Source organism: Mycolicibacterium llatzerense (assembly GCF_025331195.1).
Classification (GTDB): Bacteria; Actinomycetota; Actinomycetes; order Mycobacteriales; family Mycobacteriaceae; genus Mycobacterium; species Mycobacterium llatzerense.
In genome coordinates, this window is record NZ_LXOV01000019.1 from 1 (window position 1) to 26,990 (window position 26,990).

General features: G+C 64.3%; 24 protein-coding genes. 14 read left to right on the forward strand and 10 right to left on the reverse strand.

Annotated elements, in window-relative coordinates; all coding sequences use genetic code 11:
- Window positions 1-783: 783 nt before the first annotated feature.
- From A7G45_RS31690 to A7G45_RS32830, 3 genes are all read right to left on the reverse strand, one after another.
- Window positions 784-1,152, reverse strand: coding sequence for a hypothetical protein (locus A7G45_RS31690; protein ID WP_260943383.1), 369 nt, complete (start codon window positions 1,150-1,152; stop codon window positions 784-786).
- The gene (locus A7G45_RS31695; RefSeq protein WP_260943384.1) at window positions 1,149-4,295 is read right to left on the reverse strand and encodes a helicase-related protein; all 3,147 of its coding nucleotides are present in this window, start codon (window positions 4,293-4,295) and stop codon (window positions 1,149-1,151) included. The genes A7G45_RS31690 and A7G45_RS31695 overlap by 4 nt, the downstream gene beginning before the upstream one ends.
- A 62-nt stretch (window positions 4,296-4,357) precedes the next feature.
- Window positions 4,358-4,687, reverse strand: coding sequence for a helix-turn-helix domain-containing protein (locus A7G45_RS32830; protein WP_377042089.1), 330 nt, complete (start codon window positions 4,685-4,687; stop codon window positions 4,358-4,360).
- Between the two features lie 60 nt (window positions 4,688-4,747).
- Here A7G45_RS32830 and A7G45_RS32835 point away from each other — a divergent pair, with 60 nt between their 5' ends.
- Entirely contained in the window at window positions 4,748-5,272 is a 525-nt protein-coding gene (locus tag A7G45_RS32835; RefSeq protein WP_377042090.1) for a type ISP restriction/modification enzyme, read from the forward strand.
- The gene (locus A7G45_RS31700; RefSeq protein ID WP_260943385.1) at window positions 5,236-5,520 is read left to right on the forward strand and encodes a hypothetical protein; all 285 of its coding nucleotides are present in this window, start codon (window positions 5,236-5,238) and stop codon (window positions 5,518-5,520) included. Before A7G45_RS32835 ends, A7G45_RS31700 begins: the two co-directional genes overlap by 37 nt.
- Here the strand turns inward: A7G45_RS31700 and A7G45_RS31705 are convergent.
- From A7G45_RS31705 to A7G45_RS31725, 5 genes are all read right to left on the reverse strand, one after another.
- Window positions 5,514-6,179: a hypothetical protein gene (locus tag A7G45_RS31705; protein ID WP_260943388.1), complete on the reverse strand. Its 666-nt coding sequence runs from the start codon at window positions 6,177-6,179 to the stop codon at window positions 5,514-5,516. The genes A7G45_RS31700 and A7G45_RS31705 overlap by 7 nt on opposite strands.
- A 106-nt stretch (window positions 6,180-6,285) precedes the next feature.
- On the reverse strand, window positions 6,286-6,654 hold the full coding sequence (locus A7G45_RS31710; RefSeq protein ID WP_260943390.1) for a hypothetical protein: 369 nt from the start codon (window positions 6,652-6,654) through the stop codon (window positions 6,286-6,288).
- A gap of 17 nt (window positions 6,655-6,671) precedes the next feature.
- Window positions 6,672-8,786 carry a site-specific integrase gene (locus A7G45_RS31715; protein WP_260943391.1) on the reverse strand — a complete coding sequence of 705 codons (2,115 nt, stop codon included), beginning with the start codon at window positions 8,784-8,786 and terminating at the stop codon, window positions 6,672-6,674.
- On the reverse strand, window positions 8,783-10,480 hold the full coding sequence (locus A7G45_RS31720; RefSeq protein WP_260943393.1) for a hypothetical protein: 1,698 nt from the start codon (window positions 10,478-10,480) through the stop codon (window positions 8,783-8,785). Before A7G45_RS31720 ends, A7G45_RS31715 begins: the two co-directional genes overlap by 4 nt.
- Window positions 10,481-10,551: 71 nt before the next feature.
- The gene (locus A7G45_RS31725; RefSeq protein ID WP_260943395.1) at window positions 10,552-12,060 is read right to left on the reverse strand and encodes a site-specific integrase; all 1,509 of its coding nucleotides are present in this window, start codon (window positions 12,058-12,060) and stop codon (window positions 10,552-10,554) included.
- A 46-nt stretch (window positions 12,061-12,106) separates the two neighbouring features.
- Here A7G45_RS31725 and A7G45_RS31730 point away from each other — a divergent pair, with 46 nt between their 5' ends.
- From A7G45_RS31730 to A7G45_RS31780, 11 genes are all read left to right on the forward strand, one after another.
- Window positions 12,107-14,023: a DNA cytosine methyltransferase gene (locus A7G45_RS31730; protein WP_344257708.1), complete on the forward strand. Its 1,917-nt coding sequence runs from the start codon at window positions 12,107-12,109 to the stop codon at window positions 14,021-14,023.
- Window positions 14,024-14,118: 95 nt separating this feature from the next.
- The gene (locus tag A7G45_RS31735) at window positions 14,119-14,727 is read left to right on the forward strand and encodes a hypothetical protein (RefSeq protein WP_260943399.1); all 609 of its coding nucleotides are present in this window, start codon (window positions 14,119-14,121) and stop codon (window positions 14,725-14,727) included.
- Between the two features lie 26 nt (window positions 14,728-14,753).
- The gene (locus A7G45_RS31740) at window positions 14,754-15,227 is read left to right on the forward strand and encodes a hypothetical protein (protein WP_260943401.1); all 474 of its coding nucleotides are present in this window, start codon (window positions 14,754-14,756) and stop codon (window positions 15,225-15,227) included.
- Window positions 15,228-15,239: 12 nt separating this feature from the next.
- The gene (locus tag A7G45_RS31745) at window positions 15,240-16,028 is read left to right on the forward strand and encodes a deazapurine DNA modification protein DpdA family protein (RefSeq protein WP_260943402.1); all 789 of its coding nucleotides are present in this window, start codon (window positions 15,240-15,242) and stop codon (window positions 16,026-16,028) included.
- A 248-nt stretch (window positions 16,029-16,276) separates the two neighbouring features.
- Window positions 16,277-16,528, forward strand: a complete 252-nt coding sequence (gene nrdH, locus A7G45_RS31750) for a glutaredoxin-like protein NrdH (RefSeq protein ID WP_260943403.1) — start codon at window positions 16,277-16,279, stop codon at window positions 16,526-16,528.
- On the forward strand, window positions 16,525-17,394 hold the full coding sequence (locus tag A7G45_RS31755; RefSeq protein ID WP_260943404.1) for a hypothetical protein: 870 nt from the start codon (window positions 16,525-16,527) through the stop codon (window positions 17,392-17,394). The genes nrdH and A7G45_RS31755 overlap by 4 nt, the downstream gene beginning before the upstream one ends.
- A gap of 29 nt (window positions 17,395-17,423) precedes the next feature.
- Complete coding sequence (locus A7G45_RS31760) at window positions 17,424-17,582, forward strand: hypothetical protein (protein ID WP_260943405.1); 159 nt, start codon at window positions 17,424-17,426, stop codon at window positions 17,580-17,582.
- Between the two features lie 5 nt (window positions 17,583-17,587).
- Window positions 17,588-18,502 carry a phosphoadenosine phosphosulfate reductase domain-containing protein gene (locus A7G45_RS31765; RefSeq protein WP_260943406.1) on the forward strand — a complete coding sequence of 305 codons (915 nt, stop codon included), beginning with the start codon at window positions 17,588-17,590 and terminating at the stop codon, window positions 18,500-18,502.
- A gap of 21 nt (window positions 18,503-18,523) precedes the next feature.
- Window positions 18,524-18,760, forward strand: coding sequence for a hypothetical protein (locus A7G45_RS31770; RefSeq protein ID WP_260943407.1), 237 nt, complete (start codon window positions 18,524-18,526; stop codon window positions 18,758-18,760).
- Window positions 18,757-19,182 carry a hypothetical protein gene (locus tag A7G45_RS31775; RefSeq protein WP_260943408.1) on the forward strand — a complete coding sequence of 142 codons (426 nt, stop codon included), beginning with the start codon at window positions 18,757-18,759 and terminating at the stop codon, window positions 19,180-19,182. Before A7G45_RS31770 ends, A7G45_RS31775 begins: the two co-directional genes overlap by 4 nt.
- Window positions 19,179-19,508: a hypothetical protein gene (locus tag A7G45_RS31780; protein ID WP_260943410.1), complete on the forward strand. Its 330-nt coding sequence runs from the start codon at window positions 19,179-19,181 to the stop codon at window positions 19,506-19,508. Before A7G45_RS31775 ends, A7G45_RS31780 begins: the two co-directional genes overlap by 4 nt.
- A 130-nt stretch (window positions 19,509-19,638) precedes the next feature.
- Here the strand turns inward: A7G45_RS31780 and A7G45_RS31785 are convergent, their stop codons facing one another.
- Together A7G45_RS31785 and A7G45_RS31790 are read right to left on the reverse strand one after the other, a co-directional pair.
- The gene (locus A7G45_RS31785) at window positions 19,639-20,001 is read right to left on the reverse strand and encodes a hypothetical protein (protein WP_260943412.1); all 363 of its coding nucleotides are present in this window, start codon (window positions 19,999-20,001) and stop codon (window positions 19,639-19,641) included.
- 225 nt (window positions 20,002-20,226) lie between these two features.
- Window positions 20,227-20,685 carry a hypothetical protein gene (locus A7G45_RS31790; protein ID WP_260943413.1) on the reverse strand — a complete coding sequence of 153 codons (459 nt, stop codon included), beginning with the start codon at window positions 20,683-20,685 and terminating at the stop codon, window positions 20,227-20,229.
- Window positions 20,686-21,057: 372 nt separating this feature from the next.
- On the opposite strand from A7G45_RS31790, the gene mobF reads away from it, so the two are divergent.
- Window positions 21,058-26,985, forward strand: a complete 5,928-nt coding sequence (gene mobF / locus A7G45_RS31795; RefSeq protein WP_260943415.1) for a MobF family relaxase — start codon at window positions 21,058-21,060, stop codon at window positions 26,983-26,985.
- Window positions 26,986-26,990 lie beyond the last annotated feature (5 nt).

Sequence of the window (26,990 nt, forward strand, 5' to 3'; positions counted from 1 at the left end):
CACTGGCAGAAGACCCTCTGCCGCTGCCCGTCTACCCGCCATCGCCAGTCACGCACGCGGATCTGAGGGACGTACTGGTCGATCGGTTCGCCGCGGTCCTCGACGACGTAAACCGGCCTGTCACCTGGACGCCATCCCGCGCGTCTCGCGACCCCCAGTCATGGACTGCCTTGGCCACATACGGTCACCCGCGGCTCAACCCGGTCCTAGACAAACACGCCGGCGAACACCTACCCGACGACAGTGCACTTGTTCTCTCGCCAGGGAACGAGGGCCCCGTAGCAGCGGTTCGAGCGGATCGGACACCGCCAGCGTTAATCACTAGCCTTGCCGACGTCGATCAACTAGGCCCCCCAACAGCTCGTGGTGAAGCCGAAACACTGGCTGCATCAGTGGCTTCCGCGACCAGAGAGTACCGCCGCAGTTATGAGGAGCAACTGGCTGCACTACAACAGAGGCAATCTATCGATAACTTGCGTCAACGGTTCACTTCCTTAGTGCGCGAGACAATCGGCGTCGGCTGCGCGGCCTCGCGGCATGACGGCGGTGGCGGAGCTGACCCCATCACTATCTGGTACAGCCTGGGCTCTGACAGCACCAGCCCTTGGGCATATGCGAGAGCGATGCAAGACCGGCTTGGAGTTCCACTCGGGCAACTCATCTCCGGTGATCTCGGCTCGGATCTTGACCCGATCCCACCTCAACGCTGGACACAAGTAAAGCAGCGCAACGGTGAGAAACTCGGGAAATTGATCAGCGAGTTCACGAAGTGAGCGACCGGAGTCACGCTGCTGCGATTCTGCGACCTAGTTCCAGGAGAGTGTCTCGTGAGACATCCAGATTGCGCATAACGAATGGGTCTAGCGTGGCGGCTCCTTCTGGATTGGATTTGGCGATCTCTTCGCGCAGTCGGTTCCACTCGGCGTACCGGCCGGTCATTGCTGCGCGAACGAGTTGTTGCAGATCTTTTTGTTCTTGCTCGTCATCCGGCCAGTTCAGCAGGGAGCAGATGGTGGCGGCTTTTGCTTGTGCGGTAGGCCTTTTCGCGAACCACATGAACAACGAGATTTCGGCGTTACCGGAGCCCCAGCCGCGATCACTGTTGAGTGAGACTTCCGCGCAGGGAAACCATCGCTCGATCATCTTCGTCATACGTTGCTTCCTGGTGCGTTTTTCAAACTCGATCCCGGCACCCGGAAGATCGCATCCCCGGTCATGTCGGTGGAGAACAACGTTGCCGGGTCGGCGTAGGCGCCGAAGAATCGGCCCCTTCCGTCGGCGCATTCGTCGACGACGTAGAGCCAATAGTTGCCGCGATGTTGGGTCGCGATCAGCACCTCGTTACCGGTCATTCGGATGCCGTTGCTGGCCGCGCTGCCCATCACGCCCTTGACTTCGACGTGGCGGACCTGCTGGTGGCGGCGTGCCTCGAGGTCGTAGCCGCGGCCCTCGGTGTGCACGTCGTCGACCACCCACCCATCCTCGACCAGCAGCTGCCGCACATGGCGCATCGACACCATTTCGGCGTCCGTCTCGGCTTGGACGCCGGCGTCGGCGGCGGCGAGTACTCGTATCCTGCCGACAAGTTTGGGTTCAGTCAGTGTCACCTCGGTGAGGCGCTCCAATTCGGCGACGCGGGCGGCGGTCTGTGTCTGGAACTGCCGGCGCAACGCCACTCGGGTGTCGCGGTCGGCGATGTCTTCGGTCAAGCTCACCGGCAGGTTGTTCAAATCCCTGCGGGCTTGGGCGAACCAGTCCGATCGGACCCGCCGGTGCTCGGCGACGGTGGCTTCGGCGACTTCGCAGGCCACGCTCATGGCGGCCCCTTCGCGGGCTGGGTGGGCAGCGGTGCCCGCCGCGTCGCTGGGTACGAGGTTGGCGAGGGTTTCCCAGCGCACGGCGCGGGCGTGGGCGCTGTCGTCGACTTTGACGAGTGTGGCCCACACGCTGGCCCGTTTGCCGTCGCTTTCGGTCATCGTCGCCTCGTAGGCGAACAGGTCGTAGGGGGTCAGGCTGGAAGGGTCCTCTACTGCGCCGGACTGATAGAGGTCTTCGGCGAGAGCGTGGTCTGCCATGGCGATCAGGTCGGTGAACGCCGGCTCGCCCGGTCCCAGCGTGATGGTGTCGCCGATGTCGATGCTGCCGGCGGCTGCGGCTACGGCCTCGCCGCTGGTGGCCACGTGGACATCGGCGCGGCCGCCGAGACCGGCTGGCAGGACGCCATGGGTGGCGGCTAGTCGGCGGAATCCGGGGCCGGCGGCGGTGGGTGTCACCGACAGCACGCCGGCTGCTGAGAGGCGATCGAGGTAGGCCTCCACGATCGCGGGGTTGATGCGTGCGAACAGATCGCGCTGCAGCAGGGTCAATGCCGCCACGGCGTCTACCTGGCTGGCCAGGCGGCGTTCGTTGTCGCGGACCTGGCGTGCTGCGCGGGCTAGTTCCTGAGCTTGTACGGCCCGGGCGGCGTCCCTGGCGGCTGCTTTTTTGGTGTCGTCGTTGCCGTACAGGTCGGTCAGCCAGCGGTCGTAGTCGACGCCGGTGATCTCTGCGACGGCGGACAGGCTGTCGAACATCTGCCCGTGCAGTTCGTTGGCGGCGGTTACGAAGTTGTCGAGCAGCCGTAGGAGCGTGTCGCCTTCGCGGGTGTCGGTGGCCACCAGGTTGTACAGGAACACTTCGCGTGTCTGGCCGACTCGGTGGATGCGGCCCATGCGCTGCTCTAACCGGACGAGTGACCATGGGATGTCGTAGTTGACTAGGACGTGCGCTGCTTGCAGGTCGATGCCTTCGTTGCCGGCGTCGGTGGTGACGATGACCTGAAAATCGCCCCGCATGAAGGCTTTTCGCACTTCGTCACGGTCGGGTTTGCTTTGCCGGCCGGAGTACAACTGGGCGCTGTATCCCTCGGTGCGTAGCCGGTCGGCGATCCACTGTGCCGAATCGGCGTACTCGGTGAAGACCACGGCCTGTTCTCCGTTGCCGGGCAGGATGTTGTGCTTGACGAGGCAGTCATCGACCAGCCGTCGCCACTTCGATGGCAGCCAGTCCGGGTTGGCGATGGTGGCGTCGATGCGTTCGACGAGCGCCTTGATTGCCGACCGCTCGGCGCGGGTGGACGTCGAGGCGGTGTGCACGACTTTGGCTTCGTCGACCTCGGATTCGTCGCCGTGGCCGTCGCTTTCGGCGATCAGCGCGGCCTCGGCCTCGCTCATCTCGCCCATGTGCGACGAGCGGCGGCGCAGGGTCTCGGCGAGGGAGAACAGGCTGGACGCGGCTCGCTTGCCGTAGACCATGCGGGCCAGGGGTTGCGCTGTCGGTGGGAAGAACTGTTCGACCATGTCCAAAGCGGCTTGGTAGTAACCGAATTCGGCTTGCGAGAGGGCCACGTTGTGGTTGTGCGCGGTGCGGCCCTTGAACAGCCGTGTCTTGCCGTCGTAGTCGACGAGGTCTTCCTTCATGCGCCGCAGAAAGTGGATTGGTCCGGGCCGCAGTACCGACAGCGGCACGTTCGGGTCGGAGCCGGGGTCGGGATAGATGTCGGGGTCGACGAGGTGAAGCAGGTGCCGGAACAGCCACTCTTTTCCACGGTGTGGTGTGGCGGTCATCAGTAGTGCTCGCGGTGTGTTCTTGGCCAGCAGCCGCCCGACTTGGTGGAAGCCCGCCGCGGTGGGTGTGAGGCGGTGGGCTTCGTCGAACACCACCAGGTCCCAGCCGGCCTTGTCTGGGCGCAGCGCATCCTGCACTGCGGGGTTGACTGCCGCCAGCTCCAGGGACACCACCCATAAATCGTTGGAGTTCAGCGCATCTTCGCGGATGGTTGCGGCGGTGATCTGTCGTAGGCCGCCGCCGAGGAGGCGGTCGAAGTCGTCCACCCATTTGGATGCGAGGTTGGCGGGGCACACGATCACCGCCCTGCGTACCAGTCCGAGGCGTTGCATTTCCCTGATGTACAGGCCCGCCATGATGGTCTTGCCGGTTCCGGGTTCGTCGGCGAGCAGGAAGCGCAGTAGTGGTTGCGGGAGCATTGCGCCGTAGACCGCAGTTGTTTGGTGTGCAAAGGGTTTCAGCGGTGTCGCGGCCATCGCGCTGGTCTCGGCGTTGGTTGCGGCGGCGTCCATCCATTGGGTCCACATGGCGGCGAGTACACGGGCGGAATTCCCATGGCCGTCCGAGGTTAGGGTCCGCACGGTGGTGGTGTCGCCGGCCGCTAGGTTCACTTCGTGTCGGCGGTCTTGATCGTCAACGAGGATCAGGTCCCAGGAGCCGTCTTCGTCCCCGGGCAGAGCGAAGCGCACGGTTGCGAATTCTGGGACGCCTGCGGCGTCGACCCGCACTCGCTGGCCTCTTTCAAAAGAGGTCATCGCGGATCGCTTCCGCGGATCCAGTCCTGGATCGTGCGGGTTGATTTGCCGAGCTCGTCGGCAATTTCTCGTACCGAGCCACCAGCCTCCCATGCGGCGCACACTGCAGCCTTTAGCTCGGCGCCGGCGACGCCAATGTTATCGGCGGCGGCCCTGAGGCGCGCAAGCTCTGAGGGTGGGATCACTCCGCGAGCGGTCACGACCAGAACCGTAGCAGAAGAAACCACACAACTGTGGTAACGATTGCTACAGCAGCAATCCGCCGACCTACGCACGCGGACCGGCTGGCTCAAGAGACAGACCTGCCAGACCGTCGAGTACGACACTATCCTCCGAGGAGCGGAATCCTATCGGTCGAATGGCGGGGAGTGCGGACTGCTCCCGTTGTGCCAAACGCTGCATCGCCGCGGTCCGTTCGCAGCAGAAAACGTCGCATACACCGCAAAGCGTGCGTCGGGCGATACGGCGATCGGTCCTTCGACCGCCAATGGATCGTCGCGGACAGCCGGTTCCTTGACTTTCCGCGCCCGCCGCTGTGGGCCGCCGTACGGATCACCAAACAAATATTCATCGTTGAACTTCACTCACATCCGATCAGCGACGGTCCCGGCATCGTGTTCTCTCGGCTGATCCCTGATGTGCACCATTTTCAACAATCGAGGAGGCTGCACGCTACGGTTGCTGCATCCCGACTCCGACACCACCACCATCCACCTCGGCGGAGGCTCATTCGGTCCTGTCCCGCAAGAGGTTTGGGACTACACTGTCGGAGGCCGAGAAATCGTCAAATCCTTGGTTCAACTACCGCAAAGCCAACCCCGCCGGCCGCCGCACCAGCTCCCTGGACGACCTCAACGCCACGACCTGGCCGACCGTGTGGAACGGCGAACTCATCGACCCGCTGTCGGTGATCAATCGCCTCGTCGAGATGGAGCCCGCCCAGGCCGACCTACTCAACGCCATCCTCGCCAAATCGGTCGCGAGCTACACCGGCCTCGCCATCGCCGGAGTGACCTGGCGTGGCCCCACCGCCAACGACGCCTGGCGCCGCCCCAACTACACGGCCGCCGAACCAGGACCAGCAGACCGAGGACGTGGACGGACAGCTCGGATTCACATTCGGCGGCAGCTAAAGCCGGCGAGTCGCGGTGGTCAGTAGCGCATGTCCGTCTCGACAGTCTTAAGATCAATGTCGAAATGTGCACGCGCAAGATTCAAGTGCTCCTCGCGATTCCGTAGAACGTCGCCCCACCTTTTGTCCAACTCCGTGATGTCAGGGCGTCGTCCATCGACCTCGATCTTAAGAACCTTCGGGAGCTCGTTCTCCATGATGTCGCGGATGCCGGTGTTGATCTCCTTCATTGATTGATCGAGGGGGGAGTTTTTCAATAGCGCGAGTGCGATAAACAACGGTGGCTCAACGAGTTCCGTCCACTTGATGACGAATTTTTCGACGCGCAACCCAATGTCGAAGGCGATTGCCTCCCCAGGATGGTCCGCAGGCACGTTATCTTGCCTCGGCAAGTTCGGGTTGAACTGTTCCGGGAGATTCTGCAGGTAGTCGGTGAAACTTATGAAATACAAGGACATTTGAGCTAGGCCTGTCCACACGTCGGCAACAGCCTTCATGTTCTCGCGCCGTCTTGCTACCTCATGGTCAATTGCCCTGGCACGCTGCCCGCGTAGGGCCTCACGCAGTGCGATGACAACGGCTACGAACGTGGAGGCACTCCCGACGCATTGACCGTAGCTGCCCCACTGTGACGAGCCCCAATGCGCCGCGAGTCCGTACGTGAGAAAGAAAGCAGAGACGAACACCGTCGCGAGGATCAACGCGTGTGGCCACCGACGTGCTGCGAACCCCGCAGCCCAATTGACTACCCGTTTGCACATGCGAACGAGTGAATCACGCCAGCCCGCAAGGTCAGGTACGGAGGCGGACGACATTGTTCTGGTCGCGCTCGATCGACAGTTCGGCGATCACGGCCGAGAGTGTCCGTATGCGCTGGCGGAGTTGGGTGTTCTCGGCAATAAGCTCCTTGGCGCGCTGGTGTGCTTGTGTGAGCTCGTCGCTTGTCGCGATGATGAGCCGCGGTGAAATGGCCTGTTGTGCACGTTGTTTGAAGTCGGCGATGAGGTCGGGGTACTGTTCGTAGAGACGTGTGCGTTGGACTCCGGACTCTTTGGCGAGGGCCACGACGGTGTGGTGGCCAGTAGTGTGCAGGGGGGTGCCGGCGATGAGGCGGTCGATGGCTTCCTCGACGTGTTTCCGTTCGATGTCGTTGTCTGCCAACATCTCTGCCTCTCTGATCAGTTCGATTCGTTGGTGGCTGTGTGGGTATTGATGGCCAGTTGCAGACGTTGACAACGTTGCTTCAGGCGGGTGCGTAGCGGTGTTGGTAGCAGCAGGTCTATGGCCTGTTCGCTGAGGGTGACGACGGTTTTCTGCACGGCGATGATGTCGCGGTCGGTATAGGTGATGTTGCCGCACGAGAGGCGGCAACGCGCCCAGTCAGGGCCGGTTTCATCGCCTCGGTCCCGACAGGCGGCGGTCTCTTGCCTGTAGACGCAGGTGAGGAGGGCGCCGTGGTGGATATCTAACGCCGGGTTTGTCCCGATTCTGCGCAGTTGGGCTGCGCTGGTGATCGTCGTGCCGGCGAATTGGGGCCGGCCATCGAGGCGTGTGCGGTAGCTGTCGGACGCTGGTCCCGAGACGTGTTCGCCGTTGCGTAAGCGTTCTGCATCGTCATGGAGTTGCTCGGCGCGTAGCAGCAGTGCTTCGAAGTCGAGGTCACCGGTGAATCCCGCATCGGCCAACCCGGCGTAGCCCTGCATGATCTGTGTGCGAACGTGCCCGTATTGCGTTGCCCCAGAGATGATTCCGTTGGGCCGGTGCACGATATGCCAAGCAAGCGTCCGCCTCAGCCGCGGCGCGGTGATGTCGCCGTCGGGATCGGCCGGGATGGCGGGATGGCCGGTGGCCGGCGCGATTTCCTTGTTGAACCACATGATGAATTCACGCAGATCAACATTGATTTTTCCTGGAGTTCGCGGCTTGGTGGAAGCGGACTCGTACCAGTTCCCGGAGCGTATTTTCCCGCCAGGAAACAGCAAATCGCCGGGAGTGATCGATTCCAGGACGGCTACGGCGTCGGCTACTTCGTTGGCCACCACCCAGGGGATGGTTGCAGGGGAACGCTTGCGGCGTTCCGGGGTGGTCTTGAGCTGCTCGCCCGACATGAAGATCAGACCAAGGCGCTTATCGCGGGTGATGCAGCCGCGGCGCAGATTGAGCGCCTCGCCCGTACGAACCCCTGATAGGTACGCGATGACGAGAAAGCATGCGGTGACGACGTGGTGGATGACGGGCAGAAGTTCTGAAACATCGAGTGGACGATTGCGCCATCGGCCGTTCAGCGCGGTGAATCGTCTCACAATGAGCCAGTCCCGCTTGAAAGGAAGCCCACTGTCCACCAATCGATTCCGCACCTCAGAATTGAGTATCGTGTCGCGGTCGACCCACGCAGCCACGCTGAAACCGACGGCGTCGGGCACGAGCCCCTCAGCGGTACGGACCGCAGGGACAGGCAGGTTGTTGTCGATCATCGCGGGGATCAAACGATCGATCTGATCGATCAACGTTGGCCATCGGTAGAACTCACGTGCCAGCAACCGGCGCTCGTCGGATGCCACAGACTGTGCGATCCCGCGGATCGTCAACAGGCGATTGGTGACGGTAGCGATATCTTTCGCGATCGCCGATACCGTGAACAGCGCGGCCGATAGGAGTGGCTCCATCACATCGGCACTGATCCGGGGTGTGCGATTGATGACTCCGGGTCCGGGATCGTCGACGAGTCGGGCGGCGGTGGTGGGCCCGAAAGGTTGCGGCGAAGGCAGCCGGCAGTCCTCGGGTAGATGATCACGGTAGGCGTGCAGCCGCTGTACGGCCAGCAGAGCCCGCCGGCGCCATGCGGTTGTCTTGGTGAGTTGCTGAACGTGCAGGCGGTAGTCATCGAGGTGATCGGACGTGACGTCGGCAAAGCGAGCGATGTCGCGCTCATCGAGCCACCGCAGGAACTCCCGCAAAAAGGGAAGGTCAGCGGCGATCGTCTTCACCTCTGGGTGCGGGCTGCGCGCGAACGGCAGACGAGGCGCGTCGTCGATTACATTGAGCAGGGCAAAGACGTACAGCTTTACGCTCGGTCGTAGTCGTTCGGGGTAGGTACTCCAGCGAATCGTCAACGTTGCAGCATGACGATCAGGGATGCCAGGGTCAAGGTTCCATGTCGTATCGCCGAAAACGGACAACGTGTCGCGATCGATCTCGGGCCTCAATGAACGGGATTGCAGCACAACACTATTGGGTGTCACCGCGATATCGGCGATGACCGCGGCCGCATCTGGCGCTAACGGAACTGTCATGGCGTGTCGAAGTCTCCTCGCAGCAGGTGATCAACACGCTGCCGATCCTTGTCCGTGGTTTCTGCACGTGCCTTGTTGATCTGCGCCGGGGTGTAGAACGTGAAGATGTCATCGAGCTGGGCCAGCGGGCCTGCGTAACGGCGAATCCAGTTTTCGGCAGGGAGTTCGGCTTGCTGGTCGCGAATCCGATCAGCGACCAGCAGCTGGGCTGGCAGATGGCGGGGAAAAGCGCGGGCGTTCACGCAATCCAGACATGTCAAGAATGCCTGCCGGCACGGGCGATCGTTGTCCAAGGGCGAATGCTCGAAGTCGCTGCACTCTCCCAGCACAGTGTCGTTCGACGACGGTGCGGCCTCGGCCGCGGAGGGCTCCGGTGTGACGGTGATCTGGCGGCGGGCCAACGCCTTGGTGACCTGGTCATTGAGTGCTTCTTGGACGATGCCGTAGCCCTCTTCACGGACTTTCTTCATGCGCCGCAAATAGTGGTGGTGCATCGAGCGAGACTGCCCGATGGGCACGCGAGACATCTCGATCCGGGTTTTCCTCAGCCGGTCGAGACTGATCGTGGACAACATCTCATCGACGACCGCGTCCCCGGTCAGCCACGGCGCCACCCAGTCGGGAATGCGGCCCATCGAATTAGGTAACCCCGCGCGGAATGGTGCAGCTTTACTGTTCTTTTTGCCGGTGTAGTGCTTACCGGTGAAGAAAGCAAACGCATTATCGGTACCGAGTTGCTTACGGGTCAGCTCAGTGAGTTCAAGCACGGTGAGATATACCCCGACGGGTGTCGTCAGGGACGGCTTTAGCCCATCGAAGGAGTCCGATGTCAGCGGCAGCGTCACCTTGGCGTTGGCTCGACGGCGCGGCTTGTTGGTTTCTACGAGCGCAACAACGGCTTCATCGTCGCCGGTTGCGCGAAGGTGGCGCGCTGGCAATGTGTTCAGTACCGAGGCGTTGAAACCGGTGAGTGCGGCCAACAGCACCGCCAACGCCCAAGCCTCCGTTGTCGTTAGGTGAATGAGCGCCATCAATCCTGGCCGGCCCCGCCCGATGCCCTGTGCAAGGCGGCGCGCCTCCGTGCTCGGAGCGCCAGTGACCTTTGATCGAGGTAGATCGCCTGTTCGCTCGCAGTGATCTAACGCCACTGCCAACTTCCGTTGTGGGTCACTATCAGGCAGGGAATCCAGGCGGCCTGCCCGCAGATCCGCGATCAATGCACGATGTGTGCGGATTCGATTCTGGGCTTCGCGCGCGATGTTACGCATGACCGAACAGATACGTTCAAGCTCGGCGTCGGTGTACGGTTCCCGAGCACTATCCGGACGTGGAATACGATGGCGCGCAAGTTCATACACCACCTCCTCTGGCACTTCGGCGCAATAACGGAACAAGGCGCGCATCGTCCCCAACCGGCGACTGTCGGGGTCGCTGAGGGCGAGCATGCGTGCATCCGCGACAGTCAGATCGGCCAACGTCGTGAGTTCAGGCCGCGTCGTAGCAATCCATCGCGTGATGATCGCAACCGTCGGCGGGATGTTTTTCGCCGTCCCAAGACGCTTCCAGGTGCCCATCGGCCCGATAGCGGTTGCAGCGCCGGTTGCCAGTTCTAGCTGAATACTTTGGGGCACAGGATATTTCGAAAAATCGACGGACAGCTTTTGGCTGCCGTCCTCGCTAACAAACAGCAACATCGTCCCGTCACGCCGGGACTCGGGTTTCCACGACGCGGAAGGCAATGCCGCGCTACGGCCCCGCCGGGCACTCACGGCCCGGTTACCGACAACACGCGAGGTTCATTCGCACTGAGGACCCCGATCAGTCGCTCCAGGGCCGCCCGGTCATCGGAATCCATCACGGCCACCAGTTGGTCGACCTGCAAGCTTTGGAACGGCTCCAAGTAGATGTTTCGAGTCGTCTCTACGCTGCGATGACCGAGCAAAGTGGACAGAAGAAACCACACATCGCCCAACTGGTTACGGAAATCGCGCTGCTCAGCCACCGTGAGCCCAGACATGCGTTCCCAGGCAACGAATGTCGCCACCGAAAACCAGCGCAACGCAAAGCTGTGTCGCAGCATGTGCGGACGCGCCCACAACTGCGGCGAGCTTCCGTCTGATTTCTCCAAAGTTCGTGTCACCCGGCCGTTCGCGACGGCGAACGTCTTGCTCCATGCAGCCTTTGGTCGTGGCAGGCCATTGTTGTTGAGCCACAACCACAATGGCTCGAGCCCGCAGTCGGTCTCTCGGAACAGACGCATGCGTTTCGGTGGTGACAGCGCATCCACATTCATGCGACGTGGTTGATCAGCGCTGCGGACGGTCACCTCTCCATCGCGGAACTCCTCGACAATGAGGATCTCTGGAATCCGGCTGTACAGATTCTTTGATTGAGCGAACGCGACCGCTTCGGCACGACCTCCCTCACCGAGGTAGAAATTGGCAGCTTGCGCTGCTCGCTTCGGTAGCCAATAGGGCCTTCCTGCACCGCGTTTCGCACACGCAGAGGCAAGCCAGCTGCGATACAGGCGACGGTCGGGTGCTTGTGGGAGCTCGACCGTTAACACGCTGGACCATTCGCCGCACCGCAGTCCAGTTCCGAACAAGCCCTCAACGAACGCGACGTCGCGATCTTCGACGGTGCCCGACCACGACTCGCCGGGAAGACCTCCCGTTGTGAAGCCCCGTAGCCCAACGTCGCGCCAAAGCCTGAATGCCGACGGTGTCAACCACTTCACATCGGCCCGCCGTATCCCAGCGGGGCGTGCCTCTCGCTCCTCAACCAGTTCATGGTGGTTGGCGTGATAGACCTGCCGGAACCTGACAGGACTCCTGACCCCGTCGCATGTGGCGGCCGCCCACTCGTAAAAGCGGCTGATCGCAGCGAGATCCAACTGGAACGAACTCGCAGCCACATGACGTTCCGCCGCTTCGGCGGACATGCGCCAAATCTTGAAATCACCCAGCGTCGTTGCGTCGGCCCGATCCCACGGCACACCGATCGCGTTCAAGAAGTTCAGCCACACACGAAGCGAAAACGCATAGCGCCGTTGCGTTCCCGTCGCCATCGCTCTCACTGATGGGTCGCGCCAGAAGAGATTGATCCGTGCATCGGCCCGACCGTCAGGGCCAACGAAATACGGTGTGCCATCGATGGCTCCATTTTGTCGAGCCATCTCGGAAGGAACTAGGCCAGCCGCCCCATCTGTAGTCGCGAAGGGTTTGCGGCGATCGTAGAACTCGAGCCACCAGCCCTCGCCAACGTATTGATCCACCAGACTCCTCCGTTCCTCGTAACACCCCGCCGTTGAGACATCGTGCCTGACTTCCGGCCATCAGCCATGCATCTCCAACAGGTGTCGCTGGGGGAAGAGAACGGCCAACCACAACGAATACAAGATCTCCGTTCACGAGGCCAACCACCCCGAAGCGGAACACTGGATCGCCGACCTGGTTGACCGCAAGTCCACGGCCTACCACTCCGTGCGTGATCTGCCCAAAGCCGATCTGCTGGCCGCAGGAGTGAGCTGCGTGAACCACTCCCAGGCGAACACCAAAAAAGCCTACGAGCAGGGCCTGTCGCTGTTCGATCTGGAGGACACCGAATTCGAAGAGAGCGTCACCCGCTCCGAGCGTGACCGGGCCACCGCGAATTGCGTTCTGCACTACGCTGCCCAGCACCACCCGCGCCTGATCCTGGTCGAGTGCACTACCGAGCTGACCTCCTGGGGACCGGCTATCCAAGGCAAGCGCAAGGTCGGCGACGGCAGCACCTACCGCTGGTGGCTCAAGCAATTCGACCTGCTCGGCTACAACCACCGCGTGCTCTACCTCAACAGCATGTTCTTCGGAGTTCCCCAGTCCCGCGACCGCCTGTACATCGCGTTCTGGGACAAGAAGATTCCTGCCCCCGACCTGGACCACCGCCCCCTGACCACGTGCAGCTTCTGCGACAAGCTCGTCGAGGCCGTGTGGACCTGGAAAACCGGCGTGCCCCCCACCGGGTCGGTGCGCTACGGCAAGCAGTACGAATACCGCTGCCCCTCCTGCAGGAAAGTTGTGGTCCCTCGTGTGACGCCGTCCCTGGCGGCGATGGACCTGACCAACCTCGGCCAGCGCATTGGCGACATGCCGCTCAAGACCATCAAGGACAAGAAGACCGGCGAGGAATACCGCTCGCCGCTGGCTCGGGCCACCCTCGCCCGGGCCGAGCGTTGCCGCCAGCGGTTCGCCGAGTTCCCGGCCGTGCTGATGCCGGCCAAGGCCTTGCACGGCACCGAGCGCCACCCGTGGCAGCCGATGGCCACCCAGACCAGCCAGCAGGAAACCTCGATCCTGTCGACCGGGGCCCTGGTCGCCGCAGCCGGACACACCTTCGAACGGCCCGGTTCCACCTGCCGCAGCCGCGACCTCAGCGAGCCGCTGTGGGCGCAGACCGCAACCAACGCCACCGGCCTGCTGACCCCTTCGGTTGCGGTGACGGGTCAGGTCCTGGTCGCCCACCGCCACAACGGCGACGGCAAGCACATCACCCAGCCGATGGACACCGTCACCTCGACGCACGAGAAGGCCGTTCTACTGGCGGTCAACAACTTCCAGGGAGCACCTCGCGGCACAGATGAGCCACTGCCCACGCAGGGCGGTTCGGAGACACTGTCGCTGCTGTCAGCCGGTGTAGTTCCCTTCCGCCAGAACACTGTTCCGACCACCCAGGCCGAGGCGATGCCGACCGTGACGTCCGACCAGATTCCCGGGCTGCTCACCGCAGCGGGCCGTATCCAGTGCAACGGCTCCATCGAGGAAGCCAAGTACCGCAGCTACCCGCTCGACGAGCCGATGGGCACGGTCGTCGGGTCGGCCGTCACCCAGGGTGTCCTGTTCGGCGGCTGGTTCAAGCAGAACGGCAGCACCGGCAACGAGACGGCCCCGCACCCCTTGACGGACCCGATGGGAACCATCACCGCCGCCGACACCACCGCCCTGATGACCGCCGAATGGCGCGCCATGCTCGCCGACCTGCCGCTCGAAGACTGCTACTTCCGGATGATGGCGCCCCACGAAATCGGCCGAGGATGCGGGTTCGACGTCGACTTCAACGACTACAAGGGCACCTTCGTGGTTTGGGGATCGGCCCGCAACCAGGTCGACGGCTACGGCAACGCCGTCTCCCCCCAGGTCGGCGAATGGATCGCCAACCGCCTGCGCGCCGCCCTGCACCGCGAGACCGTCGCCGCCTGAGACAGCTTCCCGGGGGTGGGGTGACCCAGCCTCCCCCACCCCCGGCGCAACTCCTCCACACCCCCACCCCCAGCACCGCGAAGGGACCAAACACGATGTCCGCCAAGGCTTCCAGCCCGGCCTTCACCACCGACGAACACGGCCAGGCCATCCTGGCCACCGTGCCGATCACGCTGGCCTACTTCGAAGGCCACTTCTACTACCTGACCAGCTGCTGCGGCGCCTCAGGCAAAGGCTCCGTTGCCGACGGCACCCCGAGCGTCGTCTGCCGAAACTGCTACCGCGACGTCGACGACGTGTTCGCCGACAGCTGGCAGGTCGACGACGAGGCCGGATGGGCGCGCTACCACTCCCTCGTGCGTGCCGACTGCATCGCCGACGCCCAGGCCCACCAACACGTCGCCCGAGTGCGCCGCACCGCCGAGCGCGCCGTGGCCGCCGATGCCGGCCACCGCCGGGCACCTGCCCCCCCGGCCGCGACCGCCCCGGTACTCACCGAAGCGGTCAAAAACCTGCTGATCGACTGGTTTCCAGCCCGGGACCGGATCAACGACCTGCGCACCAAAGAGCTGCTGTCCACCCACGAACGCGCAGAAATCAGCGAGAAGCTCCGCGAACTGATCGACATCGCCGACGAGCTCGTCGCCCAGTTCGTCCCCGACGTACACGCGCGCCGCGCAATTACCGGCGACATCCCCTCCTGACCGACACCCCACGAAAGGAGACCCCGATGGGCGCCTACGAGCACGGCTACGACGACATCCTGACCCAGGTCCAGCACCGATTCGGCTTCACCCCAACAATTTTCAACTCTGGCGGCGGCATCATGATTTTGGAGTCGCGGCTCGAAGGGGGCGACTTCATCTGGATCACCGATGCCGACTGCGACGTCACCCCGCGCCCCCGCCGTGTGGCGGCAGAAGCCGATGGGCGACACATCGGCTGGCAGGTGTCCATCTACCCACCCGAGGCCGGCGCCCCGCCCCTGGACCTCAGCGCCGCCGATACCGTCGCGTCCACCGCCCCGGCCGTCCCCGAGGTGGACTCGTGCACCCGACTAGCCAGCGTCACCCACCACACCGCCCCCGCAGAACAACTCCCCGACCTGATCGGGCTCGCGCTGCGCGGACGCCGCCGCCACGAGCACCACCTGTTCGACGCTGACGGCACCTACACAGTCCGCCTCGGCATCGACCACTACTAACAGGACCTGACGATGCACACTTTCTACCTCGGCTCGCACATGCCCCACTGGCTCGCCACAGCTGGTGTGCCCCTGTTCATCTCGCACCGCCGGTTGGCCGGCCGCAAAACCCTGCCCCGCGCCTCCGCCGAATGGGCACTGGACTCGGGCGCATTCTCCGAACTGTCGCTCTATGGCGAATGGCGACTGACAGTGCGCGAGTACAACCGAGCTGTTCGCCGGTACGACGACGAAATCGGTTCACTGTCATGGGTCTCGCCGCTTGACCTCATGTGCGAGCCGGAGATGCTGGCCAAGACCGGTCTCACAGTCCAGGACCACCAGCGGCGCACCGTCGAAAACTTCGTCGAGCTCCAGGACCTGTGGACCGGCAGGGACTACGACAATCCGTACATGCCAGTAATCCAAGGATGGTTGCCAGAGGATTATTTGCGGTGCCTCGATATGTACGAACAATACGGGGTCGATTTAACAAACTATCCAATAGTCGGTGTCGGCTCCGTGTGCCGTCGGCAGGCCAGTTCGCAAATCGACGCCGTTATTTCCACCATCTTGCGCCGCGGCCCAGGCATGCCCCTGCACGCATTCGGCGTCAAAGCAGGTGGCCTCAGGCTCTACGGCCGCAAGATCTACACATCCGACTCACTCGCATGGTCGTACCAGGCCCGCAGGGAACCGCCCCTCCCCGGACACACCCACTCATCATGCGCGAATTGCCTTGAATATGCCCTGAACTGGCGCGATCGGGTTCTTGCAGTTCGGCCGAGCCGCCAGCTGTCGCTGTTCGACGACCTGTCTTAGCACTCCGGTACCCGAAGCGACCGCGGTTGGCATCGGCGCCAGTTCCGAAATGGCAAGGAAAAGGAAAAATCGCCCACCTATTAAAATGCAATATGGCGGATTCGCGGGCCATAGTTCAAAAGCAAACACACAGAAACGAATTGCTTAAAATACTCTAAGAATATCTCTCCAAATAGTGCTTGACCTGCATACATACGATACAATTGAAGCACACCACAACAGTTTGCTAGACCAATTAGGAGTTCATCATGAACAGCACGATCACTGTCTACACCAAGCCGGCTTGCGTGCAGTGCAACGCCACCTACAAGGCGCTCGACAAGGCGGGCATCGCCTACGAGAAGGTCGACATCAGCATCGATGACGAAGCTCGCGAGTACGTGCTGGGACTCGGTTACCTGCAGGCCCCGGTCGTGGTGGCCGGCGACGAGCACTGGTCGGGCTTCCGCCCCGATCGGATCAAGGCGATCGTCAACCAGGCCATGGCGGTGCCCGCATGAACGCGCAAGTCAGCAACGGCGACGGGGGCCAGACCGAGCTGCGTCAGTCAGATGCCACCGCATCCAGTGCGCCAATGCTGCACCCGGGCAGGCCCCTGCGAACCACCCTGACGACCCACGAGTTTGTGTACCAGGGTGATCACGACTGGATGCTGATGCAGCGGTGCTACACCCATGTAGGCGTCACCCTGGTGCCCCTCAAAAGCTATGAAATACATGGGAGTTCAGACAAGCGGGCCGCGCTCGACGACGCCGAGCAGCACATCTTGAGCTTTGGCGGCCGCAAAGGACAGTGGTCCGGAACGACGCCCTCAGAATCTCACTACAGCATCGTGCACTGCATTCCGAACGATCGGCACGTCAACGAAGGCTGGGCGAACGATCAGCCCACCGTGTCATTCGCACCGGATCATTCCGATCATGCGGTGATGGCGCTTGCCGACCACTTGCGCAGCCACGGACGCGAAGACCTGCTCGCCGACCTGCTCGACTGGCCCCTCGCCACGCTGCCCACCGACGACCTGCCCGACGCGAGCGACCTGATCGCCCGAGCCCGCAACGAGTACTACTGCTCCGATGCCCTGCATCGCGACCTGGCCACCGCACTCGAAGCCGCACGGGCACAACTGATCACCGTCGGCATCCGCATGTCCTTCATGCGGTCCGACCAGAGCCGCGCAGCCTGGCCCTTCACGGCCACGCTGCAGCGCTTGCGCGCCTTGGCCACCCAGTGGGGCCAGCCGGACAGCGCGCGCGACCTCAAAGCCGCATCCGCCGCCATCCTGGCCATCCTCAACGAACGAACCCTCGAAGGGTCCATGCCGGTCAACGCCGCCGGACCGGGACCCCACCACCAGCCCGCCTGACTACCCGGACTCCACAGGAAGCGATCACCATGTCATTCCCCGTCGGCCAACACGTCACCCACCGAGGTGGCCGCGTCGTGTACCAGGTCACCGCGACCGAAGGCCACATGGTGACCATGCTGCGCGCCGACGGAAAAGACGACGGCAACCCCACCAAGACCAGTTCCAGCAACCTGGCCCGGCGGTGACCACGATGACCACCGCCCACCTGTCATTCAGCTGCGCCGCCGACGAACCCGGCACCACGCCGAGCGACACCGCGCGGGCCGCGACCGTCACCAGCGCGCCCACCCCCAACCTGTCGGACTACGACGTGATCCTCGTCAACTCCAGCGCAGGTAAGGACTCACAGGCCGCCCTCGATGTCGTTGTCGAGTACGCCCGCGCCGCAGGCGTACTCGAGCGAATCGTGGTCGTACACGCCGACTTGGGCGACGCCGAATGGGATGGCGTCACCGAGCTCGCTGCCGAACACGCCGCGCACTACGGTCTGCGCTTCGAGCTGACCGGCCGCATCGCCGCCGACGGGCACACCGAGACCATCCTCGAGCGCGTCGCCCAGCGCGGCATGTGGCCCGACGCGGCCCGCCGCTGGTGCACCTCCGACCACAAGCGCGGCCCCATCCGCAAGGTGATGACCAAGTTGGTTGCCGAACTGCGCGACAGCGGCCGCGTCACCGGCCGCCCCGTGCGCCTACTGAACGTCATGGGGCTGCGCGGCGAGGAAAGCACCGCCCGCGCCCGCCGCGCCCCGTACGCCGCCAACCCGTCCGCATCCAATGGCCGTCGCCACGTAGACGACTGGCACCCCATCCACCACTACAGCGTCGCCGACGTGTGGGACCGCATCACGACCGCCGGCACACGGCAACACCCCGCCTACGCAGCAGGCATGACTCGCCTCTCGTGCAGATTCTGCGTCCTCGCTTCCCGCGCCGACCTCGTGTGCTCCGCGCGCATGAACCCAGCCCTGGCCGACCAGTACGCCGCCGTCGAAGCCGCCGCCGGCCATAAGTTCCGCGCCGACCTGTCGATGGCCGACATCATCGCCGAAGCACGCGGACTGCAACCACAGCTCGCGCTGCTCGACCTGGCCGACATCGCCTGAACGACCGGAAGGAACCACGCCATGTACCGACTGACGATCGACCAGGCCGCCCACCGGCCCGCAGTCTTGAGCACCCACCCAGACCCCGAGGCCGCCGCCGCCGCGCTCGCGGACTACCTGAGCGCTCAAGACTGCGAGCCGATACCCAACCAGGTCACCACCACGCACCGGAGCTACGACCTGCTGTGCCTGGCGCAGCAGCGCGTCGTGACAACCGCCACCATCGAGCTCGCCGAGCAGGAGGCGACGGCCGCATGATCGCCCCTGGTGTCACCACAACGCCGCCGCTGGCACCTTTCCGTGTAGACAGCGCCACGTTCGACGATTGGATCGAACTCAAAGCCGACACCTTCGAAAACCAGCTGCCCAGGCGCGAGCAGCCCGGACCGGCCGCGCTGCTCGGCGGCCTCGTCGAGGAAGCCGCCGCGATCGGCCCCATCGTCGGCGACCGCCGCGTCGAGCTCCAACTCATCGCCGCCGACGACCCACCCGGACCCGGCTACGTCCTGATCGTGCGCCCACGTAGCAACCCGGACCTACCCGGACTCACCACCGGCTGGACCCACCTGACCTACCCTGACCCCGCCGACGAGCCGCGCGACGCGCTGTGGCTGTACCTGACCAACATCTGCGACCAAGCCAACCAACTACTCACCGACGCCAGAAAGGTCCTGCCATGAGCTACAACCGCCCCTACATCTTCGAGCTGGCCCACCAGCTCCTGGCCGACCGTCACGCCGGCAACAGCGTCGAAGGTCATTACGCCAATGCCGAACGCAACGGCATCAGCCGCGCCGTCTTGGACCGCGCTGCCAACACCTTGCAGCGCATTGCGCCCGAGGATTTCGTGACCTGGATACGGCAGGAGTACCTCGTCGATGGTTGGCTGCACGGCTACGTCGATGTCGCCGCCGGGTCTGCCGATGAGCTGACCACGTGGGTGCTCGGCCAGCTCGCCGAAGCGCACTACAGCGACGACCAGGCCGCGCCCACTCCGAACCCGTAGCCACACAACACAACCGGCACAACGAGTCCGGGGTACCCACCACAAAGTGGCGGATACCCCGGACTCGTTGTCTATGTCATCCGTTCGTGCGACGCGCAACGGTCGCGCGAACGACCGGTGCTGCGCGCGTTCACCACAGCGTCGGTTGCGCCGTACCGAGCAGGGCCGCGTACACCCGGTCCGCGTCCCAGCCGTCGGCGACTGCCGCGCGGATCGCGCGTGAGCGTTCTGCTCGCGCCGCGACACCGGCACCGCGTGCGATGATGGCCGGCCTTCCGCCACCGCGGCGCATACGCACCATGCGCTCCATGTTGTCGCGCTGGGTGCCACCGACTACGTGTTCGGCGATGCCGCGCTCCACGTCGTTCAGCGGAGTCACCCTGGCGCAGACCGGGTCGTCGCAGGTGTGTAGCGCCAAAATTGTTGGCGCCAAAATCTTCCCGCCCAGTGACAGCGCCAATGCGTACCGCGAGCTGCGCACGACCCGCCGCACCCCGTCGCGCCTTATCCGAAAAACGCCGTACCCGTCGTCGCTCAACGCGCCGCTCCACACCCAGCAGTCGCTATCGAGTGGGCCTGCGACAATCCGACTGCGGAACCGTGCGATTTCTTCGGCGTGCTCGATGGGGTCGACGCGCAACGGTAGCGGTTGCGAACGTCCCCGAGGTCGTGTCGCCGCCTGAATTCTACCGTTGCCCAACATCTTCGATCCCCTGCGTTACTGGGCGCCCACGGCGGCATCGCCTGGCGGCGTCCCGTCCTCATCGACTGGCGTCCGGTTGGGCAGCGGGAGGACCTGTCCCCCGGTGCTCGGCGCCTCCGCATTCTCGCTGTCCGCAGATTCGGTGGCGTACTTCAGGTATTCGCGCAGCCGAGGCACGCTGTACCCGGTCGCAGTGCTGATGCTGGCAAGCGTCTCACCGCGCAGACGCATCGCGTGCAACGCTTTCCCTGCCGCTGTGCGATGCACCTGGCGCTTGCGGTCGGCTTCGCCTTTGAGCTTTTCGATTCGATCGGCCAGCCAGGTATCGACTTCGTCCACTTGTGCGGTGCGCACGGTGAACTCCGTCAAGTCGCCAATGTTGGCTCGCTCGCGTGCTTCTCGCGCCTCAGCGACGCTCTGCTGCCGCTCCATCAGGCGCCGACGCGCCTCCTTGCGGCTTGTGGTCTTGTCCATGGCGCCCGATGGTAAGGCCAGCCGTGCACGCTTTTTCTCGTTGTTGCGTGCGGTCGGCGGCCGCACGGCCCTCGGCCCGGCTTTCACACCTCCATCTCGTCGTCTTTCACTCTTCAAGCAGTCGTTTGCTGGTGACCGATTCTCGTCACCTTTTGTCGTTCGCCTACCCCCTGCCGTCAGCTTTCACTTTCACCTCGCGTTTCCCACCACCAGGCCGTTGACCTGCCTCTACCTTTTTGCCCTCCGCTTCGCACCACACACCTCTTGCACTAAGGTCACGAAACGGTAACGGTCGGATTTGCGGTAGCCCGTTACAACGCCGGGAAAAAGCGTGCACCGACCCCTTTATGGTCACCTCGTGATGCGGCCATGATGAGCATTCACAAGCTCTCAGCGGGCGACGGGTACCTCTACCTCATCCGCCAAACCGCCGCGCAGGATGCCGAAAACCGTGGCCGCACTTCACTTGGCGACTACTACGCCGAAAAGGGCGAATCACCGGGACAGTGGGTCGGCAAAGGGCTCGCCGGTTTGTCCGACCTGCCCTCACGAACCTTGACCACCGACGCCGAAGGCGCGATGTGGCGCGTGGAGCCCGGTTCGATGGTCACCGAGGACCAAATGAAGGCCCTCTACGGGCTGGGACTGCACCCGAACGCGGCCAAAATCGCCGAACACATGATCATGGACGGCAGCGGCAAAGCCGCAGCGAACGCTGCTGTGAGCCTTGGCCGCCCGTTCGTGATCAACGACGCCGCCACCGAGCTGCAACAGCGCCTGGCCGTGGCGTACCGGGACCACAACCTGAGCCAGTCCTTGCCGTGGAATTCGCCGATCGACGAGACGCTGCGCGCCCAGATGCGCACCAGCATCGCCCGTGAGATGTTCGAGGCCGAGTACGACCGTCCACCGCTGGACGAACGCGAACTGACCGGCTTCATCGCCACACAGACACGCGATCAAACCACCTCCACCGCGGGCTACGACCTCACATTCAGCCCCGTCAAAAGCTTCTCCGTGCTGTGGGCGGTAGCACCGCCAGAGTTCGCGAAAACCCTTGAAGGCATTCACGATCAGGCCGTCGCCGACACCATCGAATACATCGAAAACAACATGGTGTTCACGCGTATGGGCGCACAAGGAGTGGCCCAACTGGACACCGACGGAATCATCGCGGCGACCTTCACTCACCGCGACAGCCGCGCCGGAGACCCCGATCTACACACCCACGTACCGATCAGCAACAAAGTCCGCGCGAAGGGCCATGACGGCATTTACCGGTGGCTGGCCATCGACGGGCGGCCGCTTTTCAAGGGCACTGTTGCCGCATCAGAGTTCTACAACTCGCGGATCGAGGCGCTCGGTGTTGAGCGGGCTGGGTTGCAATTTTCCGACCGTGAGCCCACTGAGCGAGGCAAGCGTCCGGTCCGCGAAATTGTCGGCGTACCCAGTGAATTGAACGAGGACTTCTCGTCGCGCCGGCACATGATCACCCACCGCTACACCGAACTGGCCAAGGCATTTCAGGCCGACCACGGCCGCGAACCAACCACCGCCGAAGCCATCGCGCTGCACGAGCGGGCCAACCTGGAAACCCGCGTAGCCAAGCACGAACCGCGCTCCCTGGCCGAACAGCGCCAACAGTGGCGAACCCAGGCCATCGAGGTTCTTGGCAGCGAACATGCGCTGGCCTCCATGCTCGTCAAGGTCCGCACCCCCGGCCGCCGCACGGTCGAGGACATCACCGACCAGTGGGTGTCTGAGACGGCCGCTGGAGTCGTTGAGATCGTGTCGGAATCGCGTTCGAGCTGGCAGTACAACCACATCTATGCCGAGGCATTGCGCGCGGTACGGGCCGCCGGCTGGGCCACCGACCTGGGGCTCGTGGAGGCGGTGACCGCTGCCGCACTCGATGAACCCAACAGCCTCGCCCACGCTCGGGTCGGCGACGCAGACCTGAACGAACCGGACGTACTGCGCCGCCGCGACGGGTCCAGCGTCTACACCACCCACCGAACCGAACTGTTCACCTCCCCTGAAATTCTGGCCGCCGAAAAGCGGATTCTGGTCGCCGCCGGGCGCACCGATGGACGGACCGTGGACCGTGAGACCGTCGAGATGGCACTGCTGGCCGAAACAGCCGAGCGTGGACGGACATTGAATGCCGGCCAGGCTGCGATGGTGCGGGAGATGGCCTGCTCTGGGGCACGATTCCAGCTCGCGTTGGCCCCCGCTGGGACCGGCAAAACCACCGCCATGTCGGTGCTTTCGCGGGCCTGGGAGGAATCCGGTGGCAACGTCCTGGGCCTGTCTCCGAGCGCCAGTGCCGCCCAAATTCTGCGCGACGACATCAAGACCACCACCGACACGATCGACAAGCTCATTTGGCTGCTGCGCCGCCCGTACGCCACTGACGACCCGGCCCGCGAGTGGTTCGACAAGATCGACGCAAACACCCTGATCCTCATCGACGAGGCAGGCAAAGCCGGGACACTGCAACTTGATGAGGTAAACACTTTCGCCGAAGCGCGCGGCGCGAGTATCAAGTCGATCGGCGATGACCGCCAACTCGGGTCCATCTCGGCGGGCGGCATCCTGCGCGATGTTGAGCGAATCTACGGTGCGCTCAGCCTCACGGAGGTCATGCGGTTCAAGTCCCGCGCGGAAGCCCAAGCCGGTTTGGCGCTGCGCGAAGGGGACCCTTCCGCACTGGCTTTCTACGCCGATGCCGGCCGAATCCACGTCGGCTCGGGCGAGACCATCATTGATGACGCCTACACCCGCTGGGCCGCTGACGTTGCCGCCGGGCACGACTCCACGATGCTGGCGCCCACCAACCCGATCGTCACTGAACTCAACCAGCGCGCCCGCCTGGATCGCCTGGAGGCGCTCGCCGCCGACCCGGAAACCGCCACCCGCTCAGCGGCCCAGATGAGAGAAACCACCCTCGCTGACGGACTGCGCGCATCAGCCGGCGACATCATCGCCACCCGCAAGAACAACCGCCGTCTGCGCCTGGCCGGCGGCAAAGACTACGTCCGCAATGGGCAACGCTGGCGGGTAGACGCGGTCACAAGCGACGGCAATCTGAAGGTCTCCCGACTCGACAATGGGCAAAAAACCACCATTCCAGCCTGGTACATCAATGCCTACGTCACCTTGGGCTATGCCTCCACCATTGATGCCTCCCAGGGCATGACCATCGGGTCGCGCACGACCAAAGGCACCTGCCACGTCATCGGATCGGCCAACCTCACCCGCCAGAAGCTGTACGTCGCGATGACTCGGGCCACCGACGAAAGCCACGTCTACGTCGAGACCGCCGAAACCGACGCGCACAAAGTTCTCACCCCACGCGCCACCCACCCCGATACCGCCATCGACGTGCTGACCAAGGTGCTCGCCACCGACGGCGCCCAGGTCTCGGCCACCACCGCCGACAGCGTTGCCAAAGACCCCTTCACCCGCTTGGCCGACAACGCCCGCCGGTATGCGCACTCGGTTGGCGCGCTCGCCGAGAACAAACTCGGCCCCGAGACCATGGCAACGATCGACGCCGCCGCCGACCAGGTCCATCCCGGACTGACGCGCATGCCGGCCTGGCCCACGCTGCGTATGCACCTGGCGACCATCGCCGTCGCCGGGGACGACCCGATCGTCGCCCTGCAGATCTCCGCCGGACGCCGCGAACTCGCCACCGCCGGAGATGTTGCGGCGGTGCTGGACTGGCGTCTGGATTCCAGCGGCGCCCACTCCGCGCACACCGGCCCGCTGCGCTGGCTGCCTGACCTGCCCGCCGGGCTGAGCGAGACCGAGAACGTCTATCTGCGGGAGCGCGCCGATCTGGTCACCGAACTCGCCGACGCGATCCGCAAAACCGCCGCCGAATGGGACGCAGCCACCGCGCCCGCGTGGGCCCGCCCACTGCTGGCCGCCAACCCACAACTGCGCGGCGAAATCGCCGTCTTCCGCGCCGCGCACGACGTCCCCGAACCTGATACCCGTCTCACCGGCCCGGACCAATACGCGGTGCGCGACCGCAAGATTCAGCGCCTTCTCGAAGACCTGGCCGCCGCCGAAATCGGTCGGACCGCGCCGGATACCACCCGGTTCAACGACCTCGTCGACAAGGTCGACCCGCGCGTGCGCCGCGACCCGTACTGGCCGCAACTGGCCGCACATCTGGCCAAGGTTGCCCGCACTGACATCGACCTGTCGCAGCTCATCGACGATGCTGCATCTGACGGACCGCTGCCGGACCTGATGCCCGGTGCCGCTCTGTGGTGGCGCCTGGCTGGACGGGTGCAGCCCGCCGCCCTCGAAGCGTCCACCCCCTACTTGAAGCCCACGTGGCTCGGCGATCTGAGCGTCGTGTTCGGGACAGCGATCGCCGAAACCATCATCGCCGACCCGGCATTCGGCCGTTTGGTCGCCGCTGTCGACAACGCTGACCCGCTGCGGTGGAACCCGATCGACCTCCTGCACGTCGCGCACGAGCACCTGCGCGATGTCGACTCCGAGCACTCAACCCCGATCCGGCCCGACGAGTACGCCCTGCTGCTCACCTACTCGATCGACCTCTTCGGCACCGCGAACCCGTACGACCACATCGACATCCCGGTCCCCCACGAAGAACCGCTCAGCGTCGAAGAACACGAGGAACTGGCCCACCGGTTCCCTGATCCCGAGCACCCCCTCGAACATCTCGACACCCACACAGGCCTCTCCGACGATGCCCTGCTGGAAAAGCTCGGCCTCGGCTACGGCGGCAGCCTCATCCCCCCGACCCTGGGCGAAGACATCCCGCCAGACCCATTCGAGTACGACGGCTACGCCGGCGAGGACGCCTTGGCGTTCGAGGACCTGCTCATCGAACGGCCACTCACCCGACCCGTCGCCGACGTATTGGCGAACGTCATCGAGCTCCGCGGCCGCTACCACGCCGCCGGCGAACTGCTCAAACGCCTGCGCCGTGCGGTGATGGCCGATCAAGGACCGGCCATGACCGCCGCACAGGACACCTTGCGCGAACTGCGTGCCCGCGCCGACGCTGACCGCCCGTACATGCTCACCGTGCAAGAAGTCATGGCGCGGTGGGCGGACGCCGAGCAGCACTACGACGCCATCATGGCTATCGTGGCGCACGAACGCGCCCAGTTGTCGCAGCTTCAGGCCGATCCCAACGCCGACGAAGCCGCCGTTGACTTCGCCCGTTCGGCGGTGGCACTCGCGATGTCCACACTTCCCGAACAGACCCCCGCCGAACAATTCCACGCCGACCTGACCGAGGCGCTGACCCGCCGCGCCCAGGCCGCCGGGGGCGCTGACCGGATCGTCACCGCCGAAGACGTGGACACCGAACGCCGCCGGGCCATGACACACGACTCGGACGCGGTCACAGCCGCGCGGGTTGAGCGCGACCGCCTCGCCCGTGAACTCGACCGCGCCGAAAGCGCCACCGCCATAGCTTTCGCCGAAGCCGAAACCCGCAACGCCGTACACGTTTTGGAGAACGTCGCGGCGCTGCGCACCGAGATGGACATGCTCCGCTCGGCCGGTGCCTACGTCGTCGAACGGGGCTTCACTGTCCCCGCCACCGTCGGGGAGGCGCTTTCCAGCGACACGCTGCATCGCCTCGATGCGATCACCCGCAGCGGATTCACCGTGACCGCTGTGCACGCCGGCGACGACAATGTTGCCCTGGATGCGCTCGGTGTCCTGCACAGCGCCGCGGCGGCCAAGGGCCGCCGCATCCTGTGGTGCAGCCCCGACACCGAGCGGGCCGCCCGCATCGTCGGACCCGACGAGGCAGAATCGGTGCTCACCGTGGAGCAGGCTCACCAGCAGATCGCCACCGGCCAGTACGAGCTGGACTCGGACACCACGATCGTCGTCGACCGCGCAGGCCTGGCTGCACCCGACGTGCTGGCCGACCTCGCTGAGCAGGCCGACGAACGCCGTGCCCGCGTCGTTCTGGTCGACGGCGACGACCGCGGCTGGCCCCCAGCGCCCTCGGCGCCGATGCTCAAACTGCTGCACCGCGACCTGCCCTGGTCGGTCACCCTCTCCGTCGAGTCGGCCACCCCGGCTCGCCGCGCCCTACAGCCCGACCGGGACGCGATACTCGACCAGGCCGAACGCTGCGACCCGGCAATCCTGACCGACGAGGTCACCGACGCTCTCGACGAACGGCGCCGCCTACGCCGCGACCACGAATCCGGCACCCGATTCCACAATGAACGCTGGCGCCTGGCCGACAATGACCAAGACCGCACACGCGACACTGGCCGAGAACGCTGAGCCGG